Below are 22,086 nucleotides of genomic sequence, written 5' to 3'. Positions count from 1 at the left end.
AACTTTCTGCCATTCACTTAATAACGGTCATCATCCTGTCCTGAGGCATTCGTTTGGATGATGCGTACATAAAAGGTATCTTTCACCGCTTCAAACGGTTTTCCTGCCGGGAGAGTTGTATATACTTCCACTTTGGCCACACCCGGTTTCACTGGAATCAACTCTTTTCCTGACGCACTGACTTGAACAAATTCTTCACCAGACACAATCTCCATCCGATAATCACGCCAAGTCGAGGTCGTCGGCCAGTACTCGAGGAGCGGTGGCCGTGGTGCCATCCCTTCACCGATATTAATCGTCATGTCTTTTGACATCAATTGGTTCGGATATTCGTTGACACGGACGATTGAAATGTTTGAACGAATGTTCCGTAAGGCATTGTCATTAAATGTTGTCTGAATCGGAATGTCCGTAACGATCCCGTTATTTCCATATCCATGTTTGGCACGTAATTGGTATCCGGTCGCACTTTCGGTGACCGTCAAAGCCGACGGGGTGGTCCCGATTCGTTCAAGCGGGATGGTTACACTTGGTGATGAGGTCACTTGAATCGTCGCGACTTCATTCACTCGTTTTTCTTCGTCCACACTATCCCATACCCACAAGTCGAGTTGGCTCGGTGTTTGGCTCAAGGATGGTGCCGTGACATTGATTGTAAAGACAGTACTAGGTGCAGCGATATTTAACCCACTGAAAAAGTCACCGACGTCAACAGACGCCTTGAATTGAGTCATCCCTGGTTTTAACCCAACGATTTTCAAGTTGTTCCCGTCCTGTTCGAAGCGGACACTGTCACCGGATTCAACGACATAACGAACCGACTTGTACTGTGCCGTTTCCGGCATGACTTTTGGTGTCACGGTAGTCGCTTGACCGACGTACAGCTCTTTTGACTGAACGGTAAGCTGTTCAGGCGGGCTGATGACCTTTACGTTCGACTCCGCTACGACACGTGGTTTCCCATCACCTGGATCAATCGTCAAACGTAACGTGGCAGTTCCTGTCTTCAGTCCGGTCACAATCGCATTGTTTCCTTGTGAAACAAGTTTGGCGACACCGTTCGCATCGATGATTTCCCATTTCAAGCTTTTCCATTTCGGGTTTGAATAAGGATCCCCTTTTGCATCGGTGATGGTCGGACTGACAATCTGTTGTGCACCAATTTGCAGTGTGACGTTCGGGATCTTCGCACCGTACGCATACGGTGCCCCAATATTGATCAATAAATCAGGGAACGAAGAGTGAACGATCTGCTCCTTATCCCAGTCGTTGTGCTTATCTAAATTATGACCTTGCTTCTTCGCATACTCAATCAATGTCGTCAACTGGTTATCCGCTTTTTTCAGTTGAATGAGCGAGGAAGAAGACTCGATGGCACGGACAACTACTTCAAACGTCACAGTCCGGTCACCACTCTCGTTCGGGAGAAATACGTTCGAGTTCCCGTGTCGCTCGTAATACAGATTCGGTTTTAACTCTAGATTGATTTCATTTAGATTCGTGACCGGATAGTCTTTTCCATTTCCATCACGAATCGCAACGATTTCAAGTTGTTTTGGCAACTTCTCTGTGAAGGTCGTCGAATCAATCCGCAGGAACTTGTCACCCTTTTGGTCTTTCGATCGATCAAATTGTTCTGGATATTGAACTTGGTATCGAATCGTTCCCGTCTCAAACAAGTTGATGGTCGAAGGATCAATCGAACGGGACACTTGAATCAAGTCCGATACATTCTCTGCACGTTTTACGTTAATCGTGAACGTATCAATCACTTTGGCATTCCGTTGATCGGACGTCTCGATTTTCACTTCAATCGGTCGGTTTGCGACAACGTCCGCTGCAGGAATCGTGAACTCTTTGACTTCATAGTTTCGCAATTCTTCAAATGCTACCGACTTTCCGTTGTATGTGATTGTTGAATTCAAAAATAAGTCTTGGAAGTCATAGTCACTCGGACGCCACATCAACTTGACATCTTTTCCAGCAGTCACTTCAACTACCCCAGCTTCTATGTCGGAAGAAGTGTATGAGTTCGTAGAATCGCTGACTGATTCGATCACATTATAAGGTTTGTGGTTCGCCCCGATAAAAGCGCGATACATCGTGTTGATAAAGATTTTTTTCTCGTCTTGAACTGAAAACTGATTCGTGTGACCCGCGCCCGAATAGGTGAAGTTATTTTTCGTGTATGTGTAGTAATGGTTACTCGCATCTCCATATGACCGTTCCTTACTAGAATTATCCGAAGACAAGTTGTACCAAGGTGTAACTTCAGGGTCATTCAAATCAAGCGTGAAATATTGGTTGTGCGTTTTTGAGATCTTTTTAGGCTCATCATTCAAAGCATATGGATATGAAGTGAAAATTCCATCCTGTACTTTTTCAATCACCTGAGTAACTTGCGGTGCACCATAACCCATATTCGTATAGATTTTTTGTCCTGAAATATTCTTTGTGGAGTCTGAATTGACAAACTGACGTTCCCACTCTGAAGTGGCAGAGTTCCCACCACCGGAACGGAAAATTGTATCATGGGTCAACATGACTCCTTGTCCCGTTTCTGAGAACGTCTTTACTTTGGAAGTAGCCGCAACGTTCATGCTACCTTGTGTGTTATAAGAATCCTGAAAACCAAAAATCAACATATCATACGTATTATTATTCAAACCTTGATCGAACTTACCTAGTTGAAAATCACTGGTTGTTCCATTATTTAACGTGAATTGATATTGACCGTTACTGTCTGTCAGCATATTTGACAAGTAGTCAGAAATTTTTCCTTTACTCGCTGTTCCTGCAGTTAGTTGCAAGATGTTTGCTTCTACTTTTTGATCGATATAGAGGAACGTCCCCTTTTTATAATCTTTACGCCCGGTCACTGTATCTTTAGCAACAATCATCCAATTCTTCGGACCGGTATACGTAGGTCGAGATAATAGAAACTCGAGTTGATTCGTTGAATTTGCGACTACTTCTCTCACCTTATCTTCAGCATCAAAGCGATCGTTGTGATTAAAATCAATGTATAATTCTACAATCGTGCTTGAAGTTGGCGGGTTTACAAATTGATAGTTGAACTGAAACGGCTTTCGATCATTGTTTTTGATTTGTACCGTTTGATTCACAAGCGGTTGTTGATTATACGTCACGTCAACATTCGACAACAAGGGACGAATGCTCGATTGATTGACTAATTGATTGATCAGCGCCCCGTCCGTATCAAACTGTTTGACGTTGGCATATTCTTTGAATGCGGCTATTTTTTTTACATTTTCTCCACCGAGCAACAAATCTTTATGAAGGTATACCGGTAACCCTGTTTTTACGTAAAATTCTGTAATCTCATCGAACTTTAAATCTGTTAAATCATTTAAAATCGTCGTCGTATTATGTTCAGTATTACGATTCGATGTACTTTTTATTTTATTCACTTTATTAAGTGCTTCTTGATACTTTTCATTTTCACCAAGTGGGCTACTTGCCAATACAATCGCATCGTAAGCTCCATCCATCGGGAAACGAGTCGCATTGAATTGTTTAACCGTTAAAAAATCGATCTCTAACTTATTCAATGTATTCAAATCGTTTACTAATGTCTTTTTATACGAGTCAATCGCCGTTTCTAAAGCATCTTGAGTCAATACATTGCTTGCTGTATACGCATCTCTTAAATATAGTACTTTATATTTCGGTAATTCCTGCGCCTCTACAAACTTGCTTTGAGGGACGAACGAAAGTAGTAAAATGAAGATTATGGCAACATGCATGAGTTTACGCAATGTATAGTCCTCCCTATTTTTAGTCTTCACTACTAATTATCCCACCCACTTGAAAAAATATACATCTATTTCTTTGACATCAGGTAAATGTTTTCGCTTAAGAAGCGTCTCACTTCGCTGATGAAATAAAGGGACCCGGTCACAATCAGCGTCTCGCTTGTCGGCGTCTCGATCCAATCGTGAAGCCATTGTTGCCATTCGATAAAGTACGCCCCATCTTTCTCTAGTTGCGCTTTCGTTCTAGCACGCGGAAAGTCGAACGTCGTCTCATACACATCCCCGATTTGCTGGAGGGAACGAACCATCGTGTCGCGGTCTTTATCCTCTAAAATGGCGGTCAGCACGGTCACGTCTGTCTCTTGATTAGCTTGTAAAACTAATGCCTCGATGCCTTCCTGATTATGTGCCCCATCTAAAATAATACGCGGTCGTTTTGATACGAGCTCATATCGTCCCGGGTGTTGCGTTCGCTCGAGACCCGATTGAATGGCTTCTTCCTTCCAACCGAGGTGACGTGCCACCGCCACGGCGCATGCCCCGTTATAGGCCTGATGATGCCCTGTCAATCCGAGCACGACAGGTGGCATGGCTTGATATGTCACGACTGTCTCTGCCCCGTCTTCAATCTTAGTCACGAGCGCACGTGCGTCATGAATTTGTGCATCCAAGGCCTCACCTTTTTTTTGCAACAACTCAATCAACTGGTCCTTCTCGACACTATGGAACATCGGCACACCGCGTTTCATGATGCCATACTTCTCCATCGCAATCTCTTCAAGCGTATCGCCGAGAATGCCTTGATGATCATGTCCGATCGACGTCACGACGGTCGCAAGTGGATGTGTCAACACATTGGTCGAATCGAGTCGTCCCCCAAGACCGACTTCCCAAATGATCAGGGCAGGACGTGTGTCATCAAAATAGCACCATGCCATCATCGTCAATAGCTCGAATTCCGTCAACGTCTCCGGCGCCTCGTCCGCACAAACTTTGACACGGTTCGCCACATCGACGAGCGCATCTTCAGGAATCGGTTCCCCGTTTAACATGATCCGCTCCTCGAACTGAATGATATAAGGTGAGGTGAACGTGCCGACGGATAAGCCGTTCTCCATCGCCATCGCCCGTAAAAACGCGACGGTCGACCCTTTTCCGTTCGTCCCAGCGACATGAACGGCCGGCCGTTCTTCCAATCCTAATCGCTCAATCATCCAGTTCATCCGTTCAAGACCTGGTTTGATCCCGAAGCGAAGCTGTCCACTCAACCAATCGAATACGTCTTGTCTCGTCTCCATCTTTCACACTCCTACTATTTACACTTCTGTTTCATCTTATCAAAATTCACGACAGCCGTTATGGAAAACAGTCTGTGCTATACTCGAAGCGAAGAAGGAGGCATGCGCCATGACAACTGACTGGAACTTCGAGGCGACGTACCTCGAACTACGTGACATCTTTTACGACCGTGGTCCCATCCATCCGGTCGACAACCCAACACTCGTCTTGTTTAACGATCCATTAGCCGCTTCACTCGGGCTTGATGCGCATACAGTCAAACAAGACATCGACTTACTTGCCGGCAACCGTCAAACCGAGACGTCGTTCTCTCAAGCATACGCCGGACACCAGTTCGGGAACTTGACGATGCTCGGGGACGGAAGGGCCCTCATGCTCGGCGAACACGTGACTCCGAACGGGAAGCGTGTCGATGTGCAATTGAAGGGCTCAGGACCGACGGAGTACTCTAGAGGTGGCGACGGACGGGCCGCACTCGGTCCAATGGTACGAGAGTTCATCATCAGCGAGGCGATGCATGCGCTTGGCATCCCGACGAACCGGGCGCTCGCCGTCGTTCAGACAGGAGAAGCCCTCATGCGACAAGGTCCAAAACACGGAGCCATCCTGACCCGGGTCGCTTCAAGCCATCTTCGTGTCGGGACGTTCCAATTCGCGGCAGGCGCCGGTTCAATCGATGATGTCACCGCGCTCGCGGATGTTGCGATTCAGCGTCACGACCCTGATTTGATCGACCTACCGGATCGTTACGAACAGTTCCTCGGTCGCGTCGTCGAAAGACAGGCGAGACTGATCGCCAACTGGCAACTCGTCGGGTTCATTCATGGGGTGATGAATACGGACAATATGTTCATCAGTGGTGAAGGTCTCGATTACGGACCTTGCGCGTTCATGGACACATATCATCCGGAGACCGTCTTCAGCTCGATTGACCGCGAGGGACGATACGCCTATGCGAACCAACCGTATATCGGGTCTTGGAACCTCGCCCGACTCGCAGAGACATTGCTGCCGCTCCTTGGAGAGACGAAAGAAGATGCGGTCGATGTGGCGAACAAACAGCTCACCCGCTATACCGAGCTATATAAAGAAGCGTATTTCACTGGACTCGCGCATAAAATTGGCCTATTCGTCCGAAAAGACGGTGACGATGCGCTCACCGATGAACTACTTCGGTTGATGGTAGAGACAGAGGCGGACTATACAAATACGTTCCGCGCGTTGACGCTCGGTGAGATTGAATCTCTCTCATTCGCAACTCGGGAAGACGGGAAGGCGTGGCTTGGCGCTTGGCGAAAACGTCTGAGTGAGCAAGGTCTCCCGGACGAGGACGTCAGTCGAATCATGCGCCAATATAATCCGGCCATCATTCCCCGAAATCATCATGTTGAAAAAGCGATTCAAGCAGCAGAACGAGGCGACTTCGGACCGACCGAGGCGCTACTCAACATTTTGCGTGACCCCTATAACTACGATCAATCGTCTGAATACGTATCGGCAGGTCCACCGCGAACGTATCCGTATCAAACGTTTTGTGGCACGTGAACCATTTCGCATTCGCGAGATGGTTTTTTTGAAACCTATCTCATCGATTTATCGTAATAGAAAGTAGTTCATAAAATATTCGAGTGAATTGGAATGGAGTGTCACAAAATGAAAAAACTGATTCCGTTGATGATCCTCATCACCGCTTCCGCCTCTTATGTAGTGTATAGTCTGTATCTAACATTAGTCGACCAACCGATTCAGGCACATTTGACCGGTGTGGCAATCGGTACACTCTTCACGTCTTCCTATTATATTTCAATAGGTCGTTTGCCGTTTTGGAGTGAGGAAGAAGAGGTATGAAACTCTCCTATATCGCACTTTTATCAGTGGTTGGAGTTCTATATTCCATATATGTCGTTCATTTGTTTCGAATCGGTTTTACAATTCCACTCTACACTCAAATCCCAATGCTATTAACGATTGGAGTCATCGTCTGGTGGCTTTTCAACAAACAACCCGAACGTCGCTCTTGACGCTCGGGTCTTAATATTATTCTGAATCCCGAAAAGGAAACGACACAGATGAAGGCTCCGGTAGCGAGTCAGCGAGTGCCAGTAAATCTTCTTCCGAGACATTTCCTGTTACGAGAATTAGTTTGTCTTGACTGATGTAGTAGATTCCATTCCCACTCGACTGATTCAATCGATAGCGTTCCATTTTATCCGCATGACGATTAATTCGCTCACCGTCGCCCACGCTGAATGCATTGGTCATCAAAATGGTGACTAGTTGCGACTCATCATATAACGTCCACAGTTTTACCGGTCGTTCTACGTCATCGATTTCACTATCGATCGCATACATCGAATCTTCTGGGAGTGCCAAGCCGTGGCTTCTTTTTTCGGAAGTGTCAGTGATTCCAAAGTGCTTCATCCCATGCATGACCCATTCCCCGTCCCGTGAATAGTGATAGACGCCGAAGGAAGGCATTTGGTTTGGGTGAGCCATCGCAATCAATCCAATGTCGCCAACTGTCGTCTCATAGATGACATCCTTTGTGGAAAGGTGGCCTTCCGATCCATCTTGATATTGAAGCGTGATTTGATGAACTACCGCATCTGTCAACGATTCGGTCCCTTTTGGTACGTCTTCAATGAGCGTGCCCACCCATTCACTCGTGGGTGCTTGGGATCCTTCACTCGTTTCAATTTTCTCTATATCTGTTTCAACCGACTTCGCCTTTTCCGGGGTCGAACACCCTGTCAAACATAATAATAGAACACCTATTATCCCGATTCGTCTCATCTCATATCCCCTTTTCTACGTCCATCTCTCCAAATTCTACCAAAACATAAAAAAACCTTCTATGGAGAATCAATCTCCAGAGAAGGTTCATGTCTTACTTACGCAACTCTTCCAAACGGGCGCGGACCGCGTCACGCTTGTCGAGGTAGTCTTTTTCTTTTGCTTTCTCTTCGTCGATGACGTGAGCCGGTGCCTTGGCGATGAAGCCTTGGTTTCCGAGTTTCTTCTGCACGCGCTCGACTTCTTTCTCATACTTCGCCACTTCTTTTTCAAGACGGGCGATTTCTTCTTCGAAGTTGATCAAGTCTGCGAGCGGGATGAAGAGTTCCGCACCTGTCATAATCGCGGACATCGACTTGTCCGGAGCCGTGAGGCCACGTCCGATTTCAAGCTCTGTCGCGTTCGTGAACTTGCCGATCGTCATTTCGTTCGCGCTCAAGTAACCTTGTGTCGTATCGTCGCTCGTCGAGATGAAGAGCTGGATCGTTTTCGACATCGGTGCGTTCACTTCGGCACGGATGTTACGAACCGAGCGGATGACGTTCATCACCGCTTCAAATGCTGGAACCGAATCTGCGAAGTGAAGGTCGTCACGACGCGTCGGGTAGCTCGCACGAACGATTGAATCGCCTTCGTGCGGCAAGTGCTGCCAAATTTCCTCTGTGAGGAATGGCATGAACGGATGCATGAGACGCATGATCGAATCGAGCGTATGCGCGAGGACCGAACGGGTCGTGTGCTTCGCTGCTTCGTCCTCACCGTAAAGCGTCAGTTTCGCCATCTCGATGTACCAGTTACAGAACTCTTCCCAGATGAAGTTGTACAAGTAACGACCGGCTTCACCGAACTCGTACTTGTCGACGAGGCGTGTCACTTGGTCGATCGTGTCGTTCAAACGAGTCAAAATCCACTTGTCGGCAAGCGTCTTCTCACCCGTGAGGTCAATCTCTTCGACTTTGAGTCCGTCCATGTTCATGAGGGCGAAACGGCTCGCGTTCCAAATCTTGTTCGAGAAGTTCCACGTCGACTCGATCTTCTCCCAATAGAAACGAAGGTCGTTCCCTGGTGTCGATCCTGTGAGGAGGAACCAGCGAAGTGAATCCGCTCCGTATTGGTCGATGACTTCCATCGGGTCAACGCCGTTACCGAGTGATTTCGACATCTTGCGACCTTCCGAGTCACGGATGAGACCGTGGATGAGCACATCGTTGAACGGTTGCTTCCCTGTGAACTCGAGTGATTGGAAGATCATGCGTGATACCCAGAAGAAGATGATGTCGTATCCTGTGACGAGTGCGCTCGTCGGGAAGTAACGGTTGAAGTCCGGTGCGTCCGTATCCGGCCAACCCATCGTTGAGAATGGCCAGAGTGCTGACGAGAACCATGTGTCGAGGACGTCCTCGTCTTGTGTCCAGTTCTCACTGTCCGCTGGCGCTTCTTTCCCTACATACACTTCTCCTGTCTCGTTATGGTACCAAGCCGGGATGCGGTGGCCCCACCAAAGTTGACGGCTGATACACCAGTCGCGGATGTTCTCCATCCAACGAAGGTATGTGCCTTCGAAGCGTTCTGGGACGAAGTTGACTTTCGTATCGTCGTTTCCTTGTGCTTCGAGTGCTGCTTTTGAGAGTGGCTCCATATCAACGAACCATTGTTTCGAAAGGTATGGCTCGATGACTGCGCCAGAACGCTCTGAGTGACCGACCGAGTGCGTGTGTGGCTCAATCTTCACGAGTGTGCCGTCTGCCTCTAGGTCTTTGACGAGTTGCTTACGGCATTCGAAGCGGTCGAGCCCTTCGTAAATGCCTGCGTTCTCGTTCATCTTCCCGCCTTCGTCCATGACGAGGATGCGTGGAAGTTCATGTCGATTCCCGATTTCAAAGTCGTTCGGGTCGTGGGCTGGTGTGATTTTCACGCAACCTGTACCGAACTCCATGTCGACGTAGTCGTCCGCAACGATTGGAATCTCACGGTTCATGACGGGAAGCATGATCGTCTTGCCGATGAGGTGTGTGTAACGCTCATCTTTCGGGTTGACGGCAACCGCTGTATCACCGAGCATCGTCTCAGGACGTGTCGTCGCGATTTCGATGTGACCTGAACCGTCAGCGAGCGGATACTTCATGTGATAGAACGCACCCTCGACTTCTTGGTAGATAACCTCGATATCTGAAACGGCCGTCTTTTGAGCCGGGTCCCAGTTGACGATATATTCGCCACGGTAGATCAAACCTTTTTCGTACAAGCGAACGAATACTTCTTGAACGGCCTTTGAGAGCCCTTCGTCGAGTGTGAAACGTTCACGTGAGTAGTCGAGGCCGAGTCCAAGTTTTGACCATTGGTCGCGAATCGTCTTCGCGTACTCGTCTTTCCACTCCCACGTCTTCTCGAGGAATTTTTCACGTCCGAGGTCGTAACGCATGACGCCTTCTTCACGGAGCTTTTGCTCGACTTTCGCTTGTGTGGCGATCCCGGCATGATCCATCCCTGGGAGCCAGAGCACGTCATAACCTTGCATACGCTTGAGGCGTGTCAACAAGTCTTGAAGCGTCGTGTCCCAAGCGTGACCGAGGTGAAGTTTCCCCGTAACGTTCGGTGGCGGGATGACGATCGTGTACGGTTGTTTCGAATCGTCCTCGTCTGCTTTAAATACATCGTTCTCTAACCAGTAGTCGTACCATTTCGATTCCGTCGCACTTGGGTCGTACTTCGTCGGCATGGTGATTTCATTTGTCTCATGGGCCATGTGTAGCGCCTCCTCTATCTTATTAGTGAACACAAAAAACGGCTTCTCTCGTCCTATACGCTAAGGACGAAAGAAGCCGAATCTTCCGCGGTACCACCTTAGTTCGCCAACAAAGTGGCGCACTCAAAATCGAATAACGGTCGATGGACCGAACTTTCCTACTCCATTCAGAAAGTCAGCTCCGAGGCGACTTCCGCGTCCATCCCTCGCAACCTTTCACCAAGCGGTCACGTCTCTAAAAGGAATGAATGATGCGTACTACTCCTCATCAAAGCAATTCATCGTATCTGTTAAATAATTGTAGCGACAGAAACGTCAGCAGTCAAGATTAGAGTGAAAACTCTTCTTGAAGCTCCTTGAATGTCGCTTCGACCGCTGCGATCGTCTTCTCGATATCCTCATCCGTATGAGCAGTCGAGAGGAATAAGCCCTCGAACTGTGACGGTGGCAAGAATACGCCGCGTGCTGCCATCTTCTGATAGTACGAGCGGAACATCTCAAGGTTCGCCGATTTCGCTTTTTCGAAGTTCGTCACTTTCTCGTTCGTGAAGAAGAAACCAAACATCGAGCCGGCACGGTTCGTATCGTGCGGGATGTTGTATGTTTCACCAGCCTGCGTGAATCCTTCGGCGAGACGGTCTGCCTTACGCTCGAACTCGGCGTAATGCTCAGGTTTCAGTTGCGAGAGTGTCGTATAACCGGCAATCATCGCGAGTGGGTTACCCGAGAGCGTACCCGCTTGATAGATCGGACCTTGCGGTGCAATCTGTTCCATGATTTCACGTTTTCCACCGTATGCACCGACCGGAAGTCCGCCGCCGATGACCTTACCGAGACATGTGAGGTCCGGTGTGACGCCAAAGTAGCCTTGGGCACAATTATATCCGACTCGGAAGCCTGTCATGACCTCGTCAAAGATGAGGAGCGCGCCGTTTTGTTCCGTGATTTCACGGAGTCCTTCGAGGAACCCTGGTTGTGGTGGCACGAAGCCCATGTTCCCTGCTGCGGGTTCAACGATGACACCGGCGAGATCGTCACCGTACTTCTCAAAGACGACGCGGACTGCGTCCAAATCATTGTAAGGAACGGTGAGCGTATGGCTTGCGAGTTCTTTCGGTACACCCGGTGAGTCCGGGAGACCAAGTGTCGCGACACCAGACCCTGCTTTAATGAGAAGTGAATCACCGTGTCCGTGGTAGCATCCTTCGAACTTCAAAATCTTTGTCTTTCCTGTATAGCCGCGTGCGAGACGAAGCGCCGCCATCGTCGCTTCCGTACCCGAGTTGACCATGCGGACCATCTCGATTGATGGGACGCGGTCGATGACGAGTTCTGCCATCTTCGTCTCAAGCTCGGTCGGCGTCCCGAACGTCCAGCCTTTTTCAGCTTGTTCTTGAATCGCTTTCGTGACGACAGGGTCACGGTGACCGAGGATGAGTGGTCCCCATGAGAGGACGTAATCGATATACTCGTTGCCGTCGATGTCATAGACGCGTGAACCTTCACCGCGTTCAGCGAAAATCGGCGTCATGCCGACCGATTTGTAGGCACGGACCGGACTGTTGACACCGCCTGGCATGAGTGGGCGTGCTTGTTCGAACGCTTCTTGTGAGCGCGTTTGGTTATATGTCATGCGTAGTCTCCTTCCAAATAGCGACAGACGTCTTTTGCGAAATACGTGACGATGAGGTCGGCACCGGCACGTTTGAATCCGACCATCGTCTCCATGACGATGCGTTCTTCGTCGACCCAGTCGTTGAGTGATGCGGCTTTAATCATCGCATACTCTCCGCTCACGTTATACGCCACGATTGGCATATCGAGTGAGTCGCGCATGTCACGGATGATATCCATGAACGCGAGAGCCGGTTTGACGATCATGAAATCGGCACCTTGCTCCACGTCCGATTGCGACTCGCGGAACGCCTCGCGACGGTTCGCCGGGTCCATCTGATATCCTTTACGATCGCCTTCACCTGGAGCCGATTGGGCTGCGTCACGGAACGGTCCGTAATAAGCAGACGCATATTTGACGCCATAGCTCATGATCGGGATATGGCTGAATCCGTTTTGATCGAGACCTTCTCGGATGGCTGCAACGAATCCGTCCATCATCGAACTCGGCGCAATGATATCTGCACCCGCCTGCGCTTGTGTGATTGCTGTCTGGACGTGAAGTGGAAGTGACGCGTCGTTATCGACGTCCCCGTCCTTCACGAGGCCACAGTGACCTGTCGACGTGTACTCACAGAGGCACGTATCGGCGATGACCGTGAGCTGTGGCGCCCACTCTTTCACTTTACGGATTGCTTCTTGGACGATGCCGTGGTCGTGATACGCTTCACTGCCTTCCGGGTCTTTATGTTCTGGTACACCGAACAAGAGCACGGATTGAAGACCGAGGTCGACGATTTCTTTAATTTCTTCTTCGAGTCGGTCAAGTGAATAATTGAAGACGCCAGGCATCGAGCTGACTTCACGTTTAATGTTAGTCCCTTCAATGATGAAGAGCGGGTAAATCAAATCTTCTTTTCGAACATGATTTTCACGTACGAGGGCACGCATCGACTTCGATGAGCGAAGACGACGGTGACGGTCAAACTGGTTCATGAAAAATCCTCCCCTACACACTGTATTAATGCATCCATAGTATAACATTCTGGCACTCGGACCGGTAATGTCGACACTTGTCGTACGGCACGCTCGGTCACTTCGCCAATGGCGTACCATGTCCCGTTAAAGTGGGACAGATGGGGTACGAGTGCATCGACGGCCGACGGGCTCAAAACGAGCAGCGCCTTCACCGTCTCGAGTTGATGTTGTTGCACCGGTTTCAGTTGGACAGGGATTGTCTCGTAGACGACCCAGTCATATACATGATGCAACATTGCCATATGGGACGTATTCGCCAAATTGCCGCGCGCGAACAAAACGATGTCATCCTTTGAGGCGACGTCACGCAACTGCTGAAAGAGTGCCTCACCGGTAAATGTTTCCGGCATGAGCGTGACAGTATAGCCTTCTGCTTCAAGTGCTCGTTTCGTCTTCTCTCCTACAGCGGCGACTTTCACGTCCCGCGTCAAATCTCGAAGTGCGGGTACCGCGTTTTGACTCGTGACGACGAGCCAGTCGAATCGTTCTAAGGGTGGCGGTACATGCGTTTCTCTCGTTTGAATAAGCGGGACATGATGAACGGAAAGACCGCTCGCCTCGAGCAGCGCCCGTTGCGAAGCGGTCATTCGTTTCGTTCCCGTGTACCAGAGGTCACTCATTGACCGAGGCGAGGATTTCGCGTCCGCCACGTTCAAGCAATTCTTCTGCGACGTCCAGTCCGAGTGCAATCCCGTCCGTTGATGTTTTTGTCGTACGAAGCACTTCTTTTCCGTCCACTGACGCGATGAGGCCTGTGAGTGTTACGTCGTCACCGTCGACGGTCGCGTAACCACCGACCGGTACGTGACAACTTCCTTCAATCGCTTTCAAGAAAGTACGTTCCGCTGTCGCAGCTTTCGCCGTCACATCATCATGCAAGAGTTGAAGCACTGCCGTCACTTCTGCATCGTCCTTACGGCTCTCGATGGCAAGCACACCTTGTCCTACTGCAGGTACCATCAAATCTGGGTCGAGCGCTTCAAAGTCGACACGATCCATCCATCCCATCCGTTCAAGCCCTGCTTTCGCGAGCAGGATGGCGTTATAGTTCTCCGAATCCAATTTTTTCAGACGAGTATCGATGTTTCCGCGAATCCATTGAATCTCAAGGTCGGGACGTGCCGCCAAAATCTGTGCCCCACGACGGAGAGAGCTCGTTCCGACGATCGCTCCTTTCGGAAGTGTGTCGAACGTATAGCCATTCTCACAGATGAGAACGTCACGAGCGTCAACACGTTTCGGCATACAGCTGATATAGAGTTCTTCCGGAAGCTCAGCCGGAACATCTTTCATACTGTGTACGGCGAAATCGATGTCCCCATCAATCATCTGTTGTTGAATCTCTTTGACGAACAGACCTTTCCCACCGACTTTCGAAAGTTGGACGTCGACGATTTGGTCTCCTTTCGTCACAATTTCTTTAATTTCAAATTCGTTTTTTGCTCCAGCTTGCTTCAATTGATCGATGACCCATTTCGTTTGGGTCATGGCGAGTTGGGAACGGCGTGAGCCGACAATAATTTTCCGCATGTTGAGTCTCTCCTTCATAGAAAAAGGCGACACATGTCGCCTTTTTGTCTTGTTAGCGCATCAATGCGCGAAGTGGTGCTTTGGCAGAAGTAGCATCTGTTTCTTCCACTTCTTCTATTGATTGCTTTGGTAACTCGACATCGAGGTCGAATGTTTCGACAAACTGTGCGATCCGAACGTTTGCATCCGGCTGTGCCGCAGCGTCTTTAATATAGTCAATCGGGTCACGAAGCATTTGGTTAATGATTGACTTCATATGCTTCCCGATGACTTTTTTGTCTCGCGCAGACAAGTGGTCGAGCTTTCGCTCTAGACTTGTCATCGTGTCTTCTTGAATATCAAGGGCACGAGCACGCAACTCGTTCATGATCGGCACGACTCCAAGTGTGACGAGCCATGTTTGGAACTCTTGAATCGCTTCATCAATTTTCATCTCAATTTTCTCAGCTTCGATGAGACGTGCCTCAAGATTTTTGTTGACGATTCCATTCAAATCATCGACATCAAACAAATGAACACCCGGAAGTGTCGCGACCGCTGGATCGATATCTCGCGGCACAGCGATGTCAATGAGAAGAAGTGGACGTTCACGGCGTAACAGTTGTGCCGCCGCCACATCGTCATATCCAATGACGGCATCTTTCGCTCCGGTCGAACTGATTAAAATATCGGCATCAAGTAATCCACACGCGATTTCACGAATGGAATGAGCACGACCTTTAAATTTGTCTGCGACGGCTTTCGCCTTACTCTCTGTTCGGTTGAAGACGGCGATTTGTTTGGCACCCGCTTCGAACAAGTTGAGTGTCGTGAGTTCACCCGTTTCTCCGGCTCCGACAACGACAACTTGCTTGTCCTCGAGCTGTTGGTACATCTCTTGTGCGAGCGTCACGGCAGCTGAGCTGACCGATACAGACATTTCCCCAATTTGTGTGTCCGTATGGGCGCGCTTGGCGAGTGTGACCGCTTCTTTAAACAATTTGTTGAAGACGGTTCCCGTCGTTCCATACTCTTGGGCACGGAAGAAACTTGTCTTCACCTGACCTAAAATTTGTGTTTCCCCGATGATCATCGAGTCAAGGCCCGATGTGACACGGAACAGGTGACGAATCGCCTCTTCCCCTTCTCGAATCGACAAGTATGGTGTGAACTGCTCCATCTCTAGATTGAACCAGTTCGCCAAGAAACGTTTCGTGTAATAACGTCCCGTATGGAGTTGATCTGTCACGACGTACAACTCCGTCCGGTTACACGTAGACAAAATAACTGACTCGAAAATGCTCTTCTCTTCGCGAAGTGCAATCATCGCATCCACGATTTCTTGCTCCCCAAACGAGAACTGCTCTCGAATCGCGACAGGGGCTGTCTTGTTATTTAGTCCAACGACGACAATATGCATGTATCTCTTCCCCTCATCTAAAATCCACCGACGGTTGTCTCTTCTTTTTCAATCTCTACGGTACATTATAGCAATTTTTATCTAGGAACTATAATCTTCTGTTTGATTTTCCTGAAATAAAATAAGAACTTTTTGTGACAAAAAGAAGTAGAAATGGAGAAACTCCATTTCTACACTCTTTCTTATGAATTTGGCGCGTTTGGCTCCGTAATTATCGTACTTTCCGTCTCTTCACTTTCTAAATATTGTTCGCGTTCCCTTAATTTATAGATGCGAACGATATTCTGAACAACTGTTTTAGCAACCGCATAGAACGGTACAGCAATGAGCATCCCGATAATACCTGCCAAATTCCCGGCCACAAGCAAGACGATGATAATCGTGAGTGGGTGCACTTTCAAGGACTTCCCTTGAATGAGTGGCGAGATGACGTTTGACTCAATTTGCTGAACGATGATAATGACGACGATGACCCAAAGAACTTTAATCGGATCTTGAATGAACGCGACGACGACCGCCGGTGCAGCCCCTAAGAATGGACCGACATACGGGATGATATTCGTCACCATCATGAAAAGCGCAAGCAAGATGGCGTAATCTACGTCGATAATCAAAAGACCGATGAACGAGGTGATCCCGACGAAGAACGCGACGAGTAATTGTGCATTCACATAGTTTCGGACCGTTTCGTGCATATCGTGCAAGATATGGCGTGTTTCTTTTTCATAATTCGACGGGAGCAGTTTGACAATCGCATCGGGCAGACGTTTACCGTCAAGCAACATATAGAGAAGCATGAACGGGATGACGACGATTGTGATGACGGCTGACGTTACAAACCCAATCACTTGACCGAATGACGATGCGATATTTCCGAACAAGTCTCCCAAATATGACGTGATGTTCGTCGTCAAATTGCGGAACACCTCATCGTTTTGCGCCATGAAGCGTGACAGAAACTCATTCTGAAGGAGTGAGTCACGTACGGCGAACGCTTGTTGTTGAAGTTCTTTTGCGATACTCGGCATCGCATTGACGAGCGATGTGATTTGTTCGCCTAAAACCGGTCCGAGAACACTGAAGACAATGGTAAAAATCAGGACGAGACCAATCAGTGTAATCGCAACAGCTAACGTTCTTTTCCCTTTCAAGCGTTTTTCTAAAAAGTCGACGATGCCGACCAAAAAGTAGAAGAAGAGCCCAGAGATAATAAGCGGCACGGTGACGAGTGCCAAAATAACTTGGACCGGCTCAAACACAAATGAAATCTGTGTTCCGACCCAAATAACTAAAAAGATGGTCAGCGTCCAAAAGAGGGCGCGGTACCATTTGCTTTCAAACATGCGTTGCATCTCTCCACCTCATTTGCAATTATGACTATGTACTAACTATGATTATACGATAATTACCCGCTTGGGGGATTAGAAAAACAAAAAGACGAAGGAATCCCTTCGCCCTTTCTCTTATTCACCATCTGTGATGAGTGCATAAATCGCTTTCCACGCCTCGTCTTTTCCTTCCGCCGTTTCAGCTGAAAAGGCGACAAAACGATCTGATGGGTCAAATTGAAGCTTGCGTTTCACTGCCGCTTCGTGTTTTTGACGTTGACCCTTCTTGATTTTATCGAGCTTCGTCGCAACGACGATGACCGGAATCTCATAGTGTTTCAAGAAGTTGTACATCGTCACATCATCACCGGTCGGCTCATGACGGATATCGACGAGTAGGACAACGCCACGAAGCGCCTCTTGGCTCGTCAAATATTGTTCCATCATAACGCCCCACTTCTCTCGCTCCGTCTTTGATACTTTCGCGTATCCGTAACCTGGAACGTCAACGAACATGATTTCATCATTGATGTTGAAGAAGTTGAGTGTTTGTGTCTTTCCTGGTTTTGAAGACGTGCGCGCAAGCGCCTTTCGTTGACAAATCTTATTGATGAACGACGACTTCCCGACGTTCGACCGGCCGGCAAGTGCCACTTCCGGCAGCTCATGGACCGGATAATGGTCTGGCGCGACGGCACTCGTCACAAACTCTGCTTTGTTGATTTTCATTTAATTTCCTCCAAATGCTACATCTAGTACTTCATCGAGTGTCGTCACTGGAACGAACGTCAATTTCTCACGTACCGTCTCTTGAATGTCATCGATGTCTCGCTCATTATCTTTCGGAATGACGATTGTCGTCAATCCGGCCCGATGAGCGGCGAGCGCTTTTTCTTTTAACCCACCAATCGGCAAGACGCGTCCACGGAGCGTGATTTCGCCTGTCATACCGACGTCGCGATGAACTTTTTTACCGGTCAGTGCGGAAATCAGTGCCGTCGCGATTGTAATCCCGGCCGACGGTCCATCTTTCGGCACGGCGCCTTCAGGGACGTGAATGTGGATATCTTGTCGCTCATAGAACGTCGGATCAATCTCGAACCGCTCTGCATTTGCACGGACATAGCTATACGCTGTCTGCGCTGACTCCTGCATGACGTCGCCGAGTTTACCGGTCAACTGGAGCTTACCTTTCCCTGGGGCGAGCGCCACTTCGATGGTGAGCGTGTCTCCACCGAAGGCAGTATACGCAAGACCCGTCACTGCACCGATCGAATCCTCTGTCTCACCTTTTCCGTAACGATACTTTGGTTTTCCGAGATACGTGATGATTGCTTTTTTCGAAATCGTGACGCGTTTTTTCTCACCGATAGCGATTTGTTTCGCCGCTTTTCGGCAGAGTGATCCGATGACGCGTTCCAAGTTACGCACGCCAGCTTCACGTGTGTAGCGGCGCACGGCCTCATAAAGCGCATCTTCTTTAATGGTCAGTTGACTTTTCTTCAACCCATGTTCTTTCAGCTGTTTCGGCACGAGATGGCGTTTCGCAATTTCCACTTTTTCGTGCTCTGTGTAGCCTCCGATTTGGATGAGCTCCATCCGGTCAAGGAGCGGTGCCGGAATTTGTGAAACATCATTCGCCGTCGCGATGAAAAGGACGTTCGATAAGTCAAACGGTTCTTCGATATAATGGTCCGAGAACGAGACGTTCTGTTCCGGGTCGAGCACTTCGAGCATCGCTGACGCCGGGTCGCCTCTAAAGTCAGAAGCCATCTTGTCGATCTCATCAAGCAAGAAGACCGGGTTCTTACTTTCCGCTTGCTTTAACCCACGAATGACCCGCCCTGGCATCGCGCCGATATACGTACGACGATGTCCTCGGATTTCCGCTTCATCGCGTACTCCACCAAGGGAGACGCGAACGAAGTGACGTTCAAGTGCTGATGCAATCGAGCGGGCAAGCGACGTCTTCCCGACTCCCGGAGGCCCCGCGAGACAGAGGATTGGTCCTCGGAGCGAATTCGTCAATTGTCGGACGGCCAAGTACTCGAGGATTCGGTCTTTTACCGACTCCAAGCCATAATGGTCGTCATCGAGAACATCCGCCGCGTGTTTCACGTCAAGCTTATCTTCCGTCTCAATGCCCCACGGTAGTGACACGAACCAGTCGAGATAGTTACGAATGACCGCGTACTCTGGAGATGTTTGCGGTACGACGTTCAATCGTTCCGCTTCACGCATGACATTCTTCCGTGTCGTTTCTGGCAAGTCGAGCGCCTCTAACTTCTCCCGAAGCCGATTCGGCTCAGACTCTTGCGTTTGGTCGCCGAGCTCTTGTTGAATCGTCTTCATTTGTTCTCGTAAGTAATATTCGCGCTGCGCCTGCTCAATCGACTTCTTCGTCCGCTCACGCATCTCTTGCTCAAGTTCGATCACTTCGACTTCATGGGCAATGATTTCAAGTAGTTCGAGTCCGCGCTTGACCGCATCCGCTTCTTCGAGCATCGCCTGGCGAAGTTCGACATCGACATCGAGTTTTGACGTGATATAGTCCGTGAGTGATTCGAGCCGTTCATACATTTCAAAGCGACGACGCTCATCGGGTGACATTCCTTTAATGTTCGCAACTAGTTTTCCGAACTGTTCTTTTAGCAGACGGACAAGTGCCGTTCGTTCGACCTCTTCCCCTTCTGTAAGTTCAACAGGTTCAATGTTGGCAAACCAACCTTCATCCGTCGATTCGATTGAATCGACGCGAACGCGCTCTTTCCCGACGATGCGCACCCGAAGTGTCTCATTCGACAATTCGCTCATCTTCGCGATATGGACACGCGTTCCAATTGCATATAGGTCCTCCGGTTCTGGGGACTCGTTCCCTGTTTCTTTTTGGGTAACGACAATTAAATCTGTCTCATGTTCCTTTGCGGCAAGGAGCGCCCGAAGCGATAACGGGCGTCCAACATCAATGGTCACACCGATGAGCGGATATACGACGACTCCTCGCAAAGGAAGGATTGGTAATTTTTCCATCTACTACGCCTCCTGTGCAAAAAGGCCCAAAACTCGGATATGCCGAGTGTTTGAGCCTTCTTTCTTAAAAGAATTATGCTGTCTCTTTGTTATCCCCTGTCTGTTCGACAGTACCATCACGAAGGACGTATTTCGGACCGGCAAGACCCGTAATTGTTTCATCCGTGATGACGACTTTCTCGATATCGTCACGCGATGGGACGGTAAACATCACATCGAGCATCATTTCTTCGATAATCGAGCGGAGACCGCGAGCACCAGTCTTACGTTTGATCGCAAGTTTGGCAATCTCGATCAACGCCTCGTCTGTGAACGAAAGTTCGACATCGTCAAGTTCTAGCATCTTCACGTACTGACGAACGAGTGCATTTTTCGGTTTCGTCAAGATTTCGACGAGTGCTTCCTCATCGAGTGTCGTGAGCGTAGCCATAACTGGCAGACGACCGATGAACTCTGGAATCAAACCGAATTTTTGAAGGTCTTCAGGGAGTGCGCGGGCGAGCAAGTCTTCTTGCGTTAACTCGCGGTTTTCTTGATCATTCCCAAACCCGATCACTTTTTTCCCGACGCGTCGTTTAACGACCGATTCAATACCGGCGAATGCACCGCCGACGATGAAGAGAATATTCGTTGTATCGATTTGGATGAATTCTTGATGCGGATGCTTACGTCCACCTTGTGGCGGAACGCTTGCTGTCGTACCTTCAAGAATTTTAAGAAGTGCTTGCTGAACCCCTTCTCCGGATACGTCACGCGTAATCGATGGGTTTTCAGACTTACGGGCAATCTTATCAATCTCATCGATATAGATGATTCCTTTTTCGGCTTTCTCGACATCATAGTCAGCTGCTTGAATCAACTTGAGCAAGATGTTCTCGACGTCTTCACCGACGTAACCCGCTTCTGTCAAACTCGTCGCATCCGCGATTGCGAACGGGACGTTCAAGATGCGTGCCATCGTTTGGGCGAGGAGCGTCTTCCCGCTACCTGTTGGTCCAATCATGACGATGTTCGACTTCGCAAGTTCGACGTCATCTGCACGTCCACCTGCATTGATGCGTTTATAGTGGTTATAGACAGCGACGGCGAGTGAACGTTTCGCACGATCTTGTCCAATGACATATTCATCTAGCACATTGCGGATTTCTTGTGGTTTCGGAATGTCTTTGAATTCGACTTCTTCCTCGACACCGAGCTCTTCCTCAACGATTTCATTGCAAAGTTCGATACACTCATCGCAAATGTATACGCCAGGACCGGCGACTAGTTTACGGACTTGTTCTTGCGATTTCCCGCAAAACGAGCACTTGAGTTGCCCCTTTTCCTCGTTAAATTTAAACATTCGATACACCCCTTCTGTGGTGAAAATGGATGTAAGTGCGATAAATCGCGATTTGTATTTTCTGGTGCGATGCACCGCGAAAAAACATTTTACATCTCTGCGTTGAAATAATTGTAGCATGAACATATTCCGACTTCAAAGAATTACACATGCAATGTGTTGTGACAGAAAAAAGGACGACCGCTAGGCAG

16 protein-coding genes and 1 other annotated feature are annotated in these 22,086 nt (G+C 48.9%); of the genes, 3 read left to right on the top strand and 13 right to left on the bottom strand.

All coding sequences use genetic code 11. The features are described 5' to 3' along the window. Positions 1 to 17: 17 nt before the first annotated feature. Positions 18 to 3,779: a DUF5057 domain-containing protein gene (locus tag KNO98_RS09510; protein ID WP_214700648.1), complete on the bottom strand. Its 3,762-nt coding sequence runs from the start codon at positions 3,777 to 3,779 to the stop codon at positions 18 to 20. A gap of 65 nt (positions 3,780 to 3,844) precedes the next feature. Continuing rightward, the gene (locus tag KNO98_RS09505) at positions 3,845 to 5,074 is read right to left on the bottom strand and encodes a bifunctional folylpolyglutamate synthase/dihydrofolate synthase (protein ID WP_214700647.1); all 1,230 of its coding nucleotides are present in this window, start codon (positions 5,072 to 5,074) and stop codon (positions 3,845 to 3,847) included. A gap of 109 nt (positions 5,075 to 5,183) precedes the next feature. Between KNO98_RS09505 and KNO98_RS09500 the strand changes: the two genes are divergently transcribed. The 3 genes from KNO98_RS09500 to KNO98_RS09490 all read left to right on the top strand — a co-directional run bounded on the left by KNO98_RS09500 (position 5,184) and on the right by KNO98_RS09490 (position 7,096). After that, positions 5,184 to 6,620: a protein adenylyltransferase SelO gene (locus tag KNO98_RS09500; RefSeq protein ID WP_214700645.1), complete on the top strand. Its 1,437-nt coding sequence runs from the start codon at positions 5,184 to 5,186 to the stop codon at positions 6,618 to 6,620. A 108-nt stretch (positions 6,621 to 6,728) separates the two neighbouring features. Then, complete coding sequence (locus tag KNO98_RS09495; RefSeq protein ID WP_214700644.1) at positions 6,729 to 6,923, top strand: hypothetical protein; 195 nt, start codon at positions 6,729 to 6,731, stop codon at positions 6,921 to 6,923. Continuing rightward, the gene (locus KNO98_RS09490) at positions 6,920 to 7,096 is read left to right on the top strand and encodes a hypothetical protein (protein WP_214700642.1); all 177 of its coding nucleotides are present in this window, start codon (positions 6,920 to 6,922) and stop codon (positions 7,094 to 7,096) included. The genes KNO98_RS09495 and KNO98_RS09490 overlap by 4 nt, the downstream gene beginning before the upstream one ends. Before the next feature lie 16 nt (positions 7,097 to 7,112). On the opposite strand, the gene KNO98_RS09485 is transcribed toward KNO98_RS09490, so the two are convergent. The 11 genes from KNO98_RS09485 to clpX all read right to left on the bottom strand — a co-directional run bounded on the left by KNO98_RS09485 (position 7,113) and on the right by clpX (position 21,895). Next, positions 7,113 to 7,868 (bottom strand): hypothetical protein, encoded by a 756-nt coding sequence (locus KNO98_RS09485; protein WP_214700641.1) that lies wholly within the window; start codon positions 7,866 to 7,868, stop codon positions 7,113 to 7,115. A 94-nt stretch (positions 7,869 to 7,962) separates the two neighbouring features. Then, positions 7,963 to 10,614: a valine--tRNA ligase gene (locus tag KNO98_RS09480; protein WP_214700639.1), complete on the bottom strand. Its 2,652-nt coding sequence runs from the start codon at positions 10,612 to 10,614 to the stop codon at positions 7,963 to 7,965. Between the two features lie 59 nt (positions 10,615 to 10,673). Next, positions 10,674 to 10,895: a binding site (T-box leader), on the bottom strand. A gap of 47 nt (positions 10,896 to 10,942) precedes the next feature. After that, entirely contained in the window at positions 10,943 to 12,247 is a 1,305-nt protein-coding gene (gene hemL / locus KNO98_RS09475) for a glutamate-1-semialdehyde 2,1-aminomutase (protein ID WP_026826509.1), read from the bottom strand. Next, positions 12,244 to 13,224, bottom strand: coding sequence for a porphobilinogen synthase (gene hemB, locus KNO98_RS09470; protein ID WP_015881120.1), 981 nt, complete (start codon positions 13,222 to 13,224; stop codon positions 12,244 to 12,246). The genes hemL and hemB overlap by 4 nt, the downstream gene beginning before the upstream one ends. Further along, positions 13,221 to 13,853, bottom strand: a complete 633-nt coding sequence (locus KNO98_RS09465) for a uroporphyrinogen-III synthase (protein WP_214700638.1) — start codon at positions 13,851 to 13,853, stop codon at positions 13,221 to 13,223. Before KNO98_RS09465 ends, hemB begins: the two co-directional genes overlap by 4 nt. A gap of 25 nt (positions 13,854 to 13,878) precedes the next feature. Continuing rightward, entirely contained in the window at positions 13,879 to 14,796 is a 918-nt protein-coding gene (gene hemC, locus KNO98_RS09460) for a hydroxymethylbilane synthase (protein ID WP_026826511.1), read from the bottom strand. 52 nt (positions 14,797 to 14,848) lie between these two features. Next, complete coding sequence (gene hemA / locus KNO98_RS09455; protein WP_026826512.1) at positions 14,849 to 16,195, bottom strand: glutamyl-tRNA reductase; 1,347 nt, start codon at positions 16,193 to 16,195, stop codon at positions 14,849 to 14,851. A gap of 182 nt (positions 16,196 to 16,377) precedes the next feature. After that, a complete protein-coding gene (locus KNO98_RS09450; protein WP_214700636.1) occupies positions 16,378 to 17,547 on the bottom strand; it encodes an AI-2E family transporter in 1,170 nt (389 codons plus the stop codon). Positions 17,548 to 17,658: 111 nt separating this feature from the next. Further along, positions 17,659 to 18,252, bottom strand: a complete 594-nt coding sequence (yihA, locus tag KNO98_RS09445) for a ribosome biogenesis GTP-binding protein YihA/YsxC (RefSeq protein ID WP_214700635.1) — start codon at positions 18,250 to 18,252, stop codon at positions 17,659 to 17,661. Beyond that, positions 18,253 to 20,553: an endopeptidase La gene (gene lon / locus KNO98_RS09440; protein ID WP_214700633.1), complete on the bottom strand. Its 2,301-nt coding sequence runs from the start codon at positions 20,551 to 20,553 to the stop codon at positions 18,253 to 18,255. It lies immediately after the preceding gene. A gap of 73 nt (positions 20,554 to 20,626) precedes the next feature. Then, a complete protein-coding gene (clpX, locus tag KNO98_RS09435) occupies positions 20,627 to 21,895 on the bottom strand; it encodes an ATP-dependent protease ATP-binding subunit ClpX (RefSeq protein ID WP_026826516.1) in 1,269 nt (422 codons plus the stop codon). Between the last annotated feature and the right edge of the window lie 191 nt (positions 21,896 to 22,086).

Source organism: Exiguobacterium sp. s57, assembly GCF_018617685.1.
GTDB lineage: Bacteria > Bacillota > Bacilli > Exiguobacteriales > Exiguobacteriaceae > Exiguobacterium > Exiguobacterium marinum.
This window is presented reverse-complemented; position numbering and strand designations above follow the sequence as displayed.

Coding starts and splice junctions, on each gene's coding strand:
- lon (WP_214700633.1), bottom strand. CDS start 20,553: ATGGAAAAATTACCAATCCTTCCTTTGCGAGGAGTCGTCGTATATCCG.
- KNO98_RS09480 (WP_214700639.1), bottom strand. CDS start 10,614: ATGGCCCATGAGACAAATGAAATCACCATGCCGACGAAGTACGACCCA.
- yihA (WP_214700635.1), bottom strand. CDS start 18,252: ATGAAAATCAACAAAGCAGAGTTTGTGACGAGTGCCGTCGCGCCAGAC.
- KNO98_RS09485 (WP_214700641.1), bottom strand. CDS start 7,868: ATGAGACGAATCGGGATAATAGGTGTTCTATTATTATGTTTGACAGGG.
- KNO98_RS09505 (WP_214700647.1), bottom strand. CDS start 5,074: ATGGAGACGAGACAAGACGTATTCGATTGGTTGAGTGGACAGCTTCGC.
- KNO98_RS09490 (WP_214700642.1), top strand. CDS start 6,920: ATGAAACTCTCCTATATCGCACTTTTATCAGTGGTTGGAGTTCTATAT.
- KNO98_RS09465 (WP_214700638.1), bottom strand. CDS start 13,853: ATGACCGCTTCGCAACGGGCGCTGCTCGAGGCGAGCGGTCTTTCCGTT.
- KNO98_RS09450 (WP_214700636.1), bottom strand. CDS start 17,547: ATGCAACGCATGTTTGAAAGCAAATGGTACCGCGCCCTCTTTTGGACG.
- KNO98_RS09500 (WP_214700645.1), top strand. CDS start 5,184: ATGACAACTGACTGGAACTTCGAGGCGACGTACCTCGAACTACGTGAC.
- KNO98_RS09495 (WP_214700644.1), top strand. CDS start 6,729: ATGAAAAAACTGATTCCGTTGATGATCCTCATCACCGCTTCCGCCTCT.
- hemC (WP_026826511.1), bottom strand. CDS start 14,796: ATGCGGAAAATTATTGTCGGCTCACGCCGTTCCCAACTCGCCATGACC.
- hemB (WP_015881120.1), bottom strand. CDS start 13,224: ATGAACCAGTTTGACCGTCACCGTCGTCTTCGCTCATCGAAGTCGATG.
- clpX (WP_026826516.1), bottom strand. CDS start 21,895: ATGTTTAAATTTAACGAGGAAAAGGGGCAACTCAAGTGCTCGTTTTGC.
- hemL (WP_026826509.1), bottom strand. CDS start 12,247: ATGACATATAACCAAACGCGCTCACAAGAAGCGTTCGAACAAGCACGC.
- hemA (WP_026826512.1), bottom strand. CDS start 16,195: ATGCATATTGTCGTCGTTGGACTAAATAACAAGACAGCCCCTGTCGCG.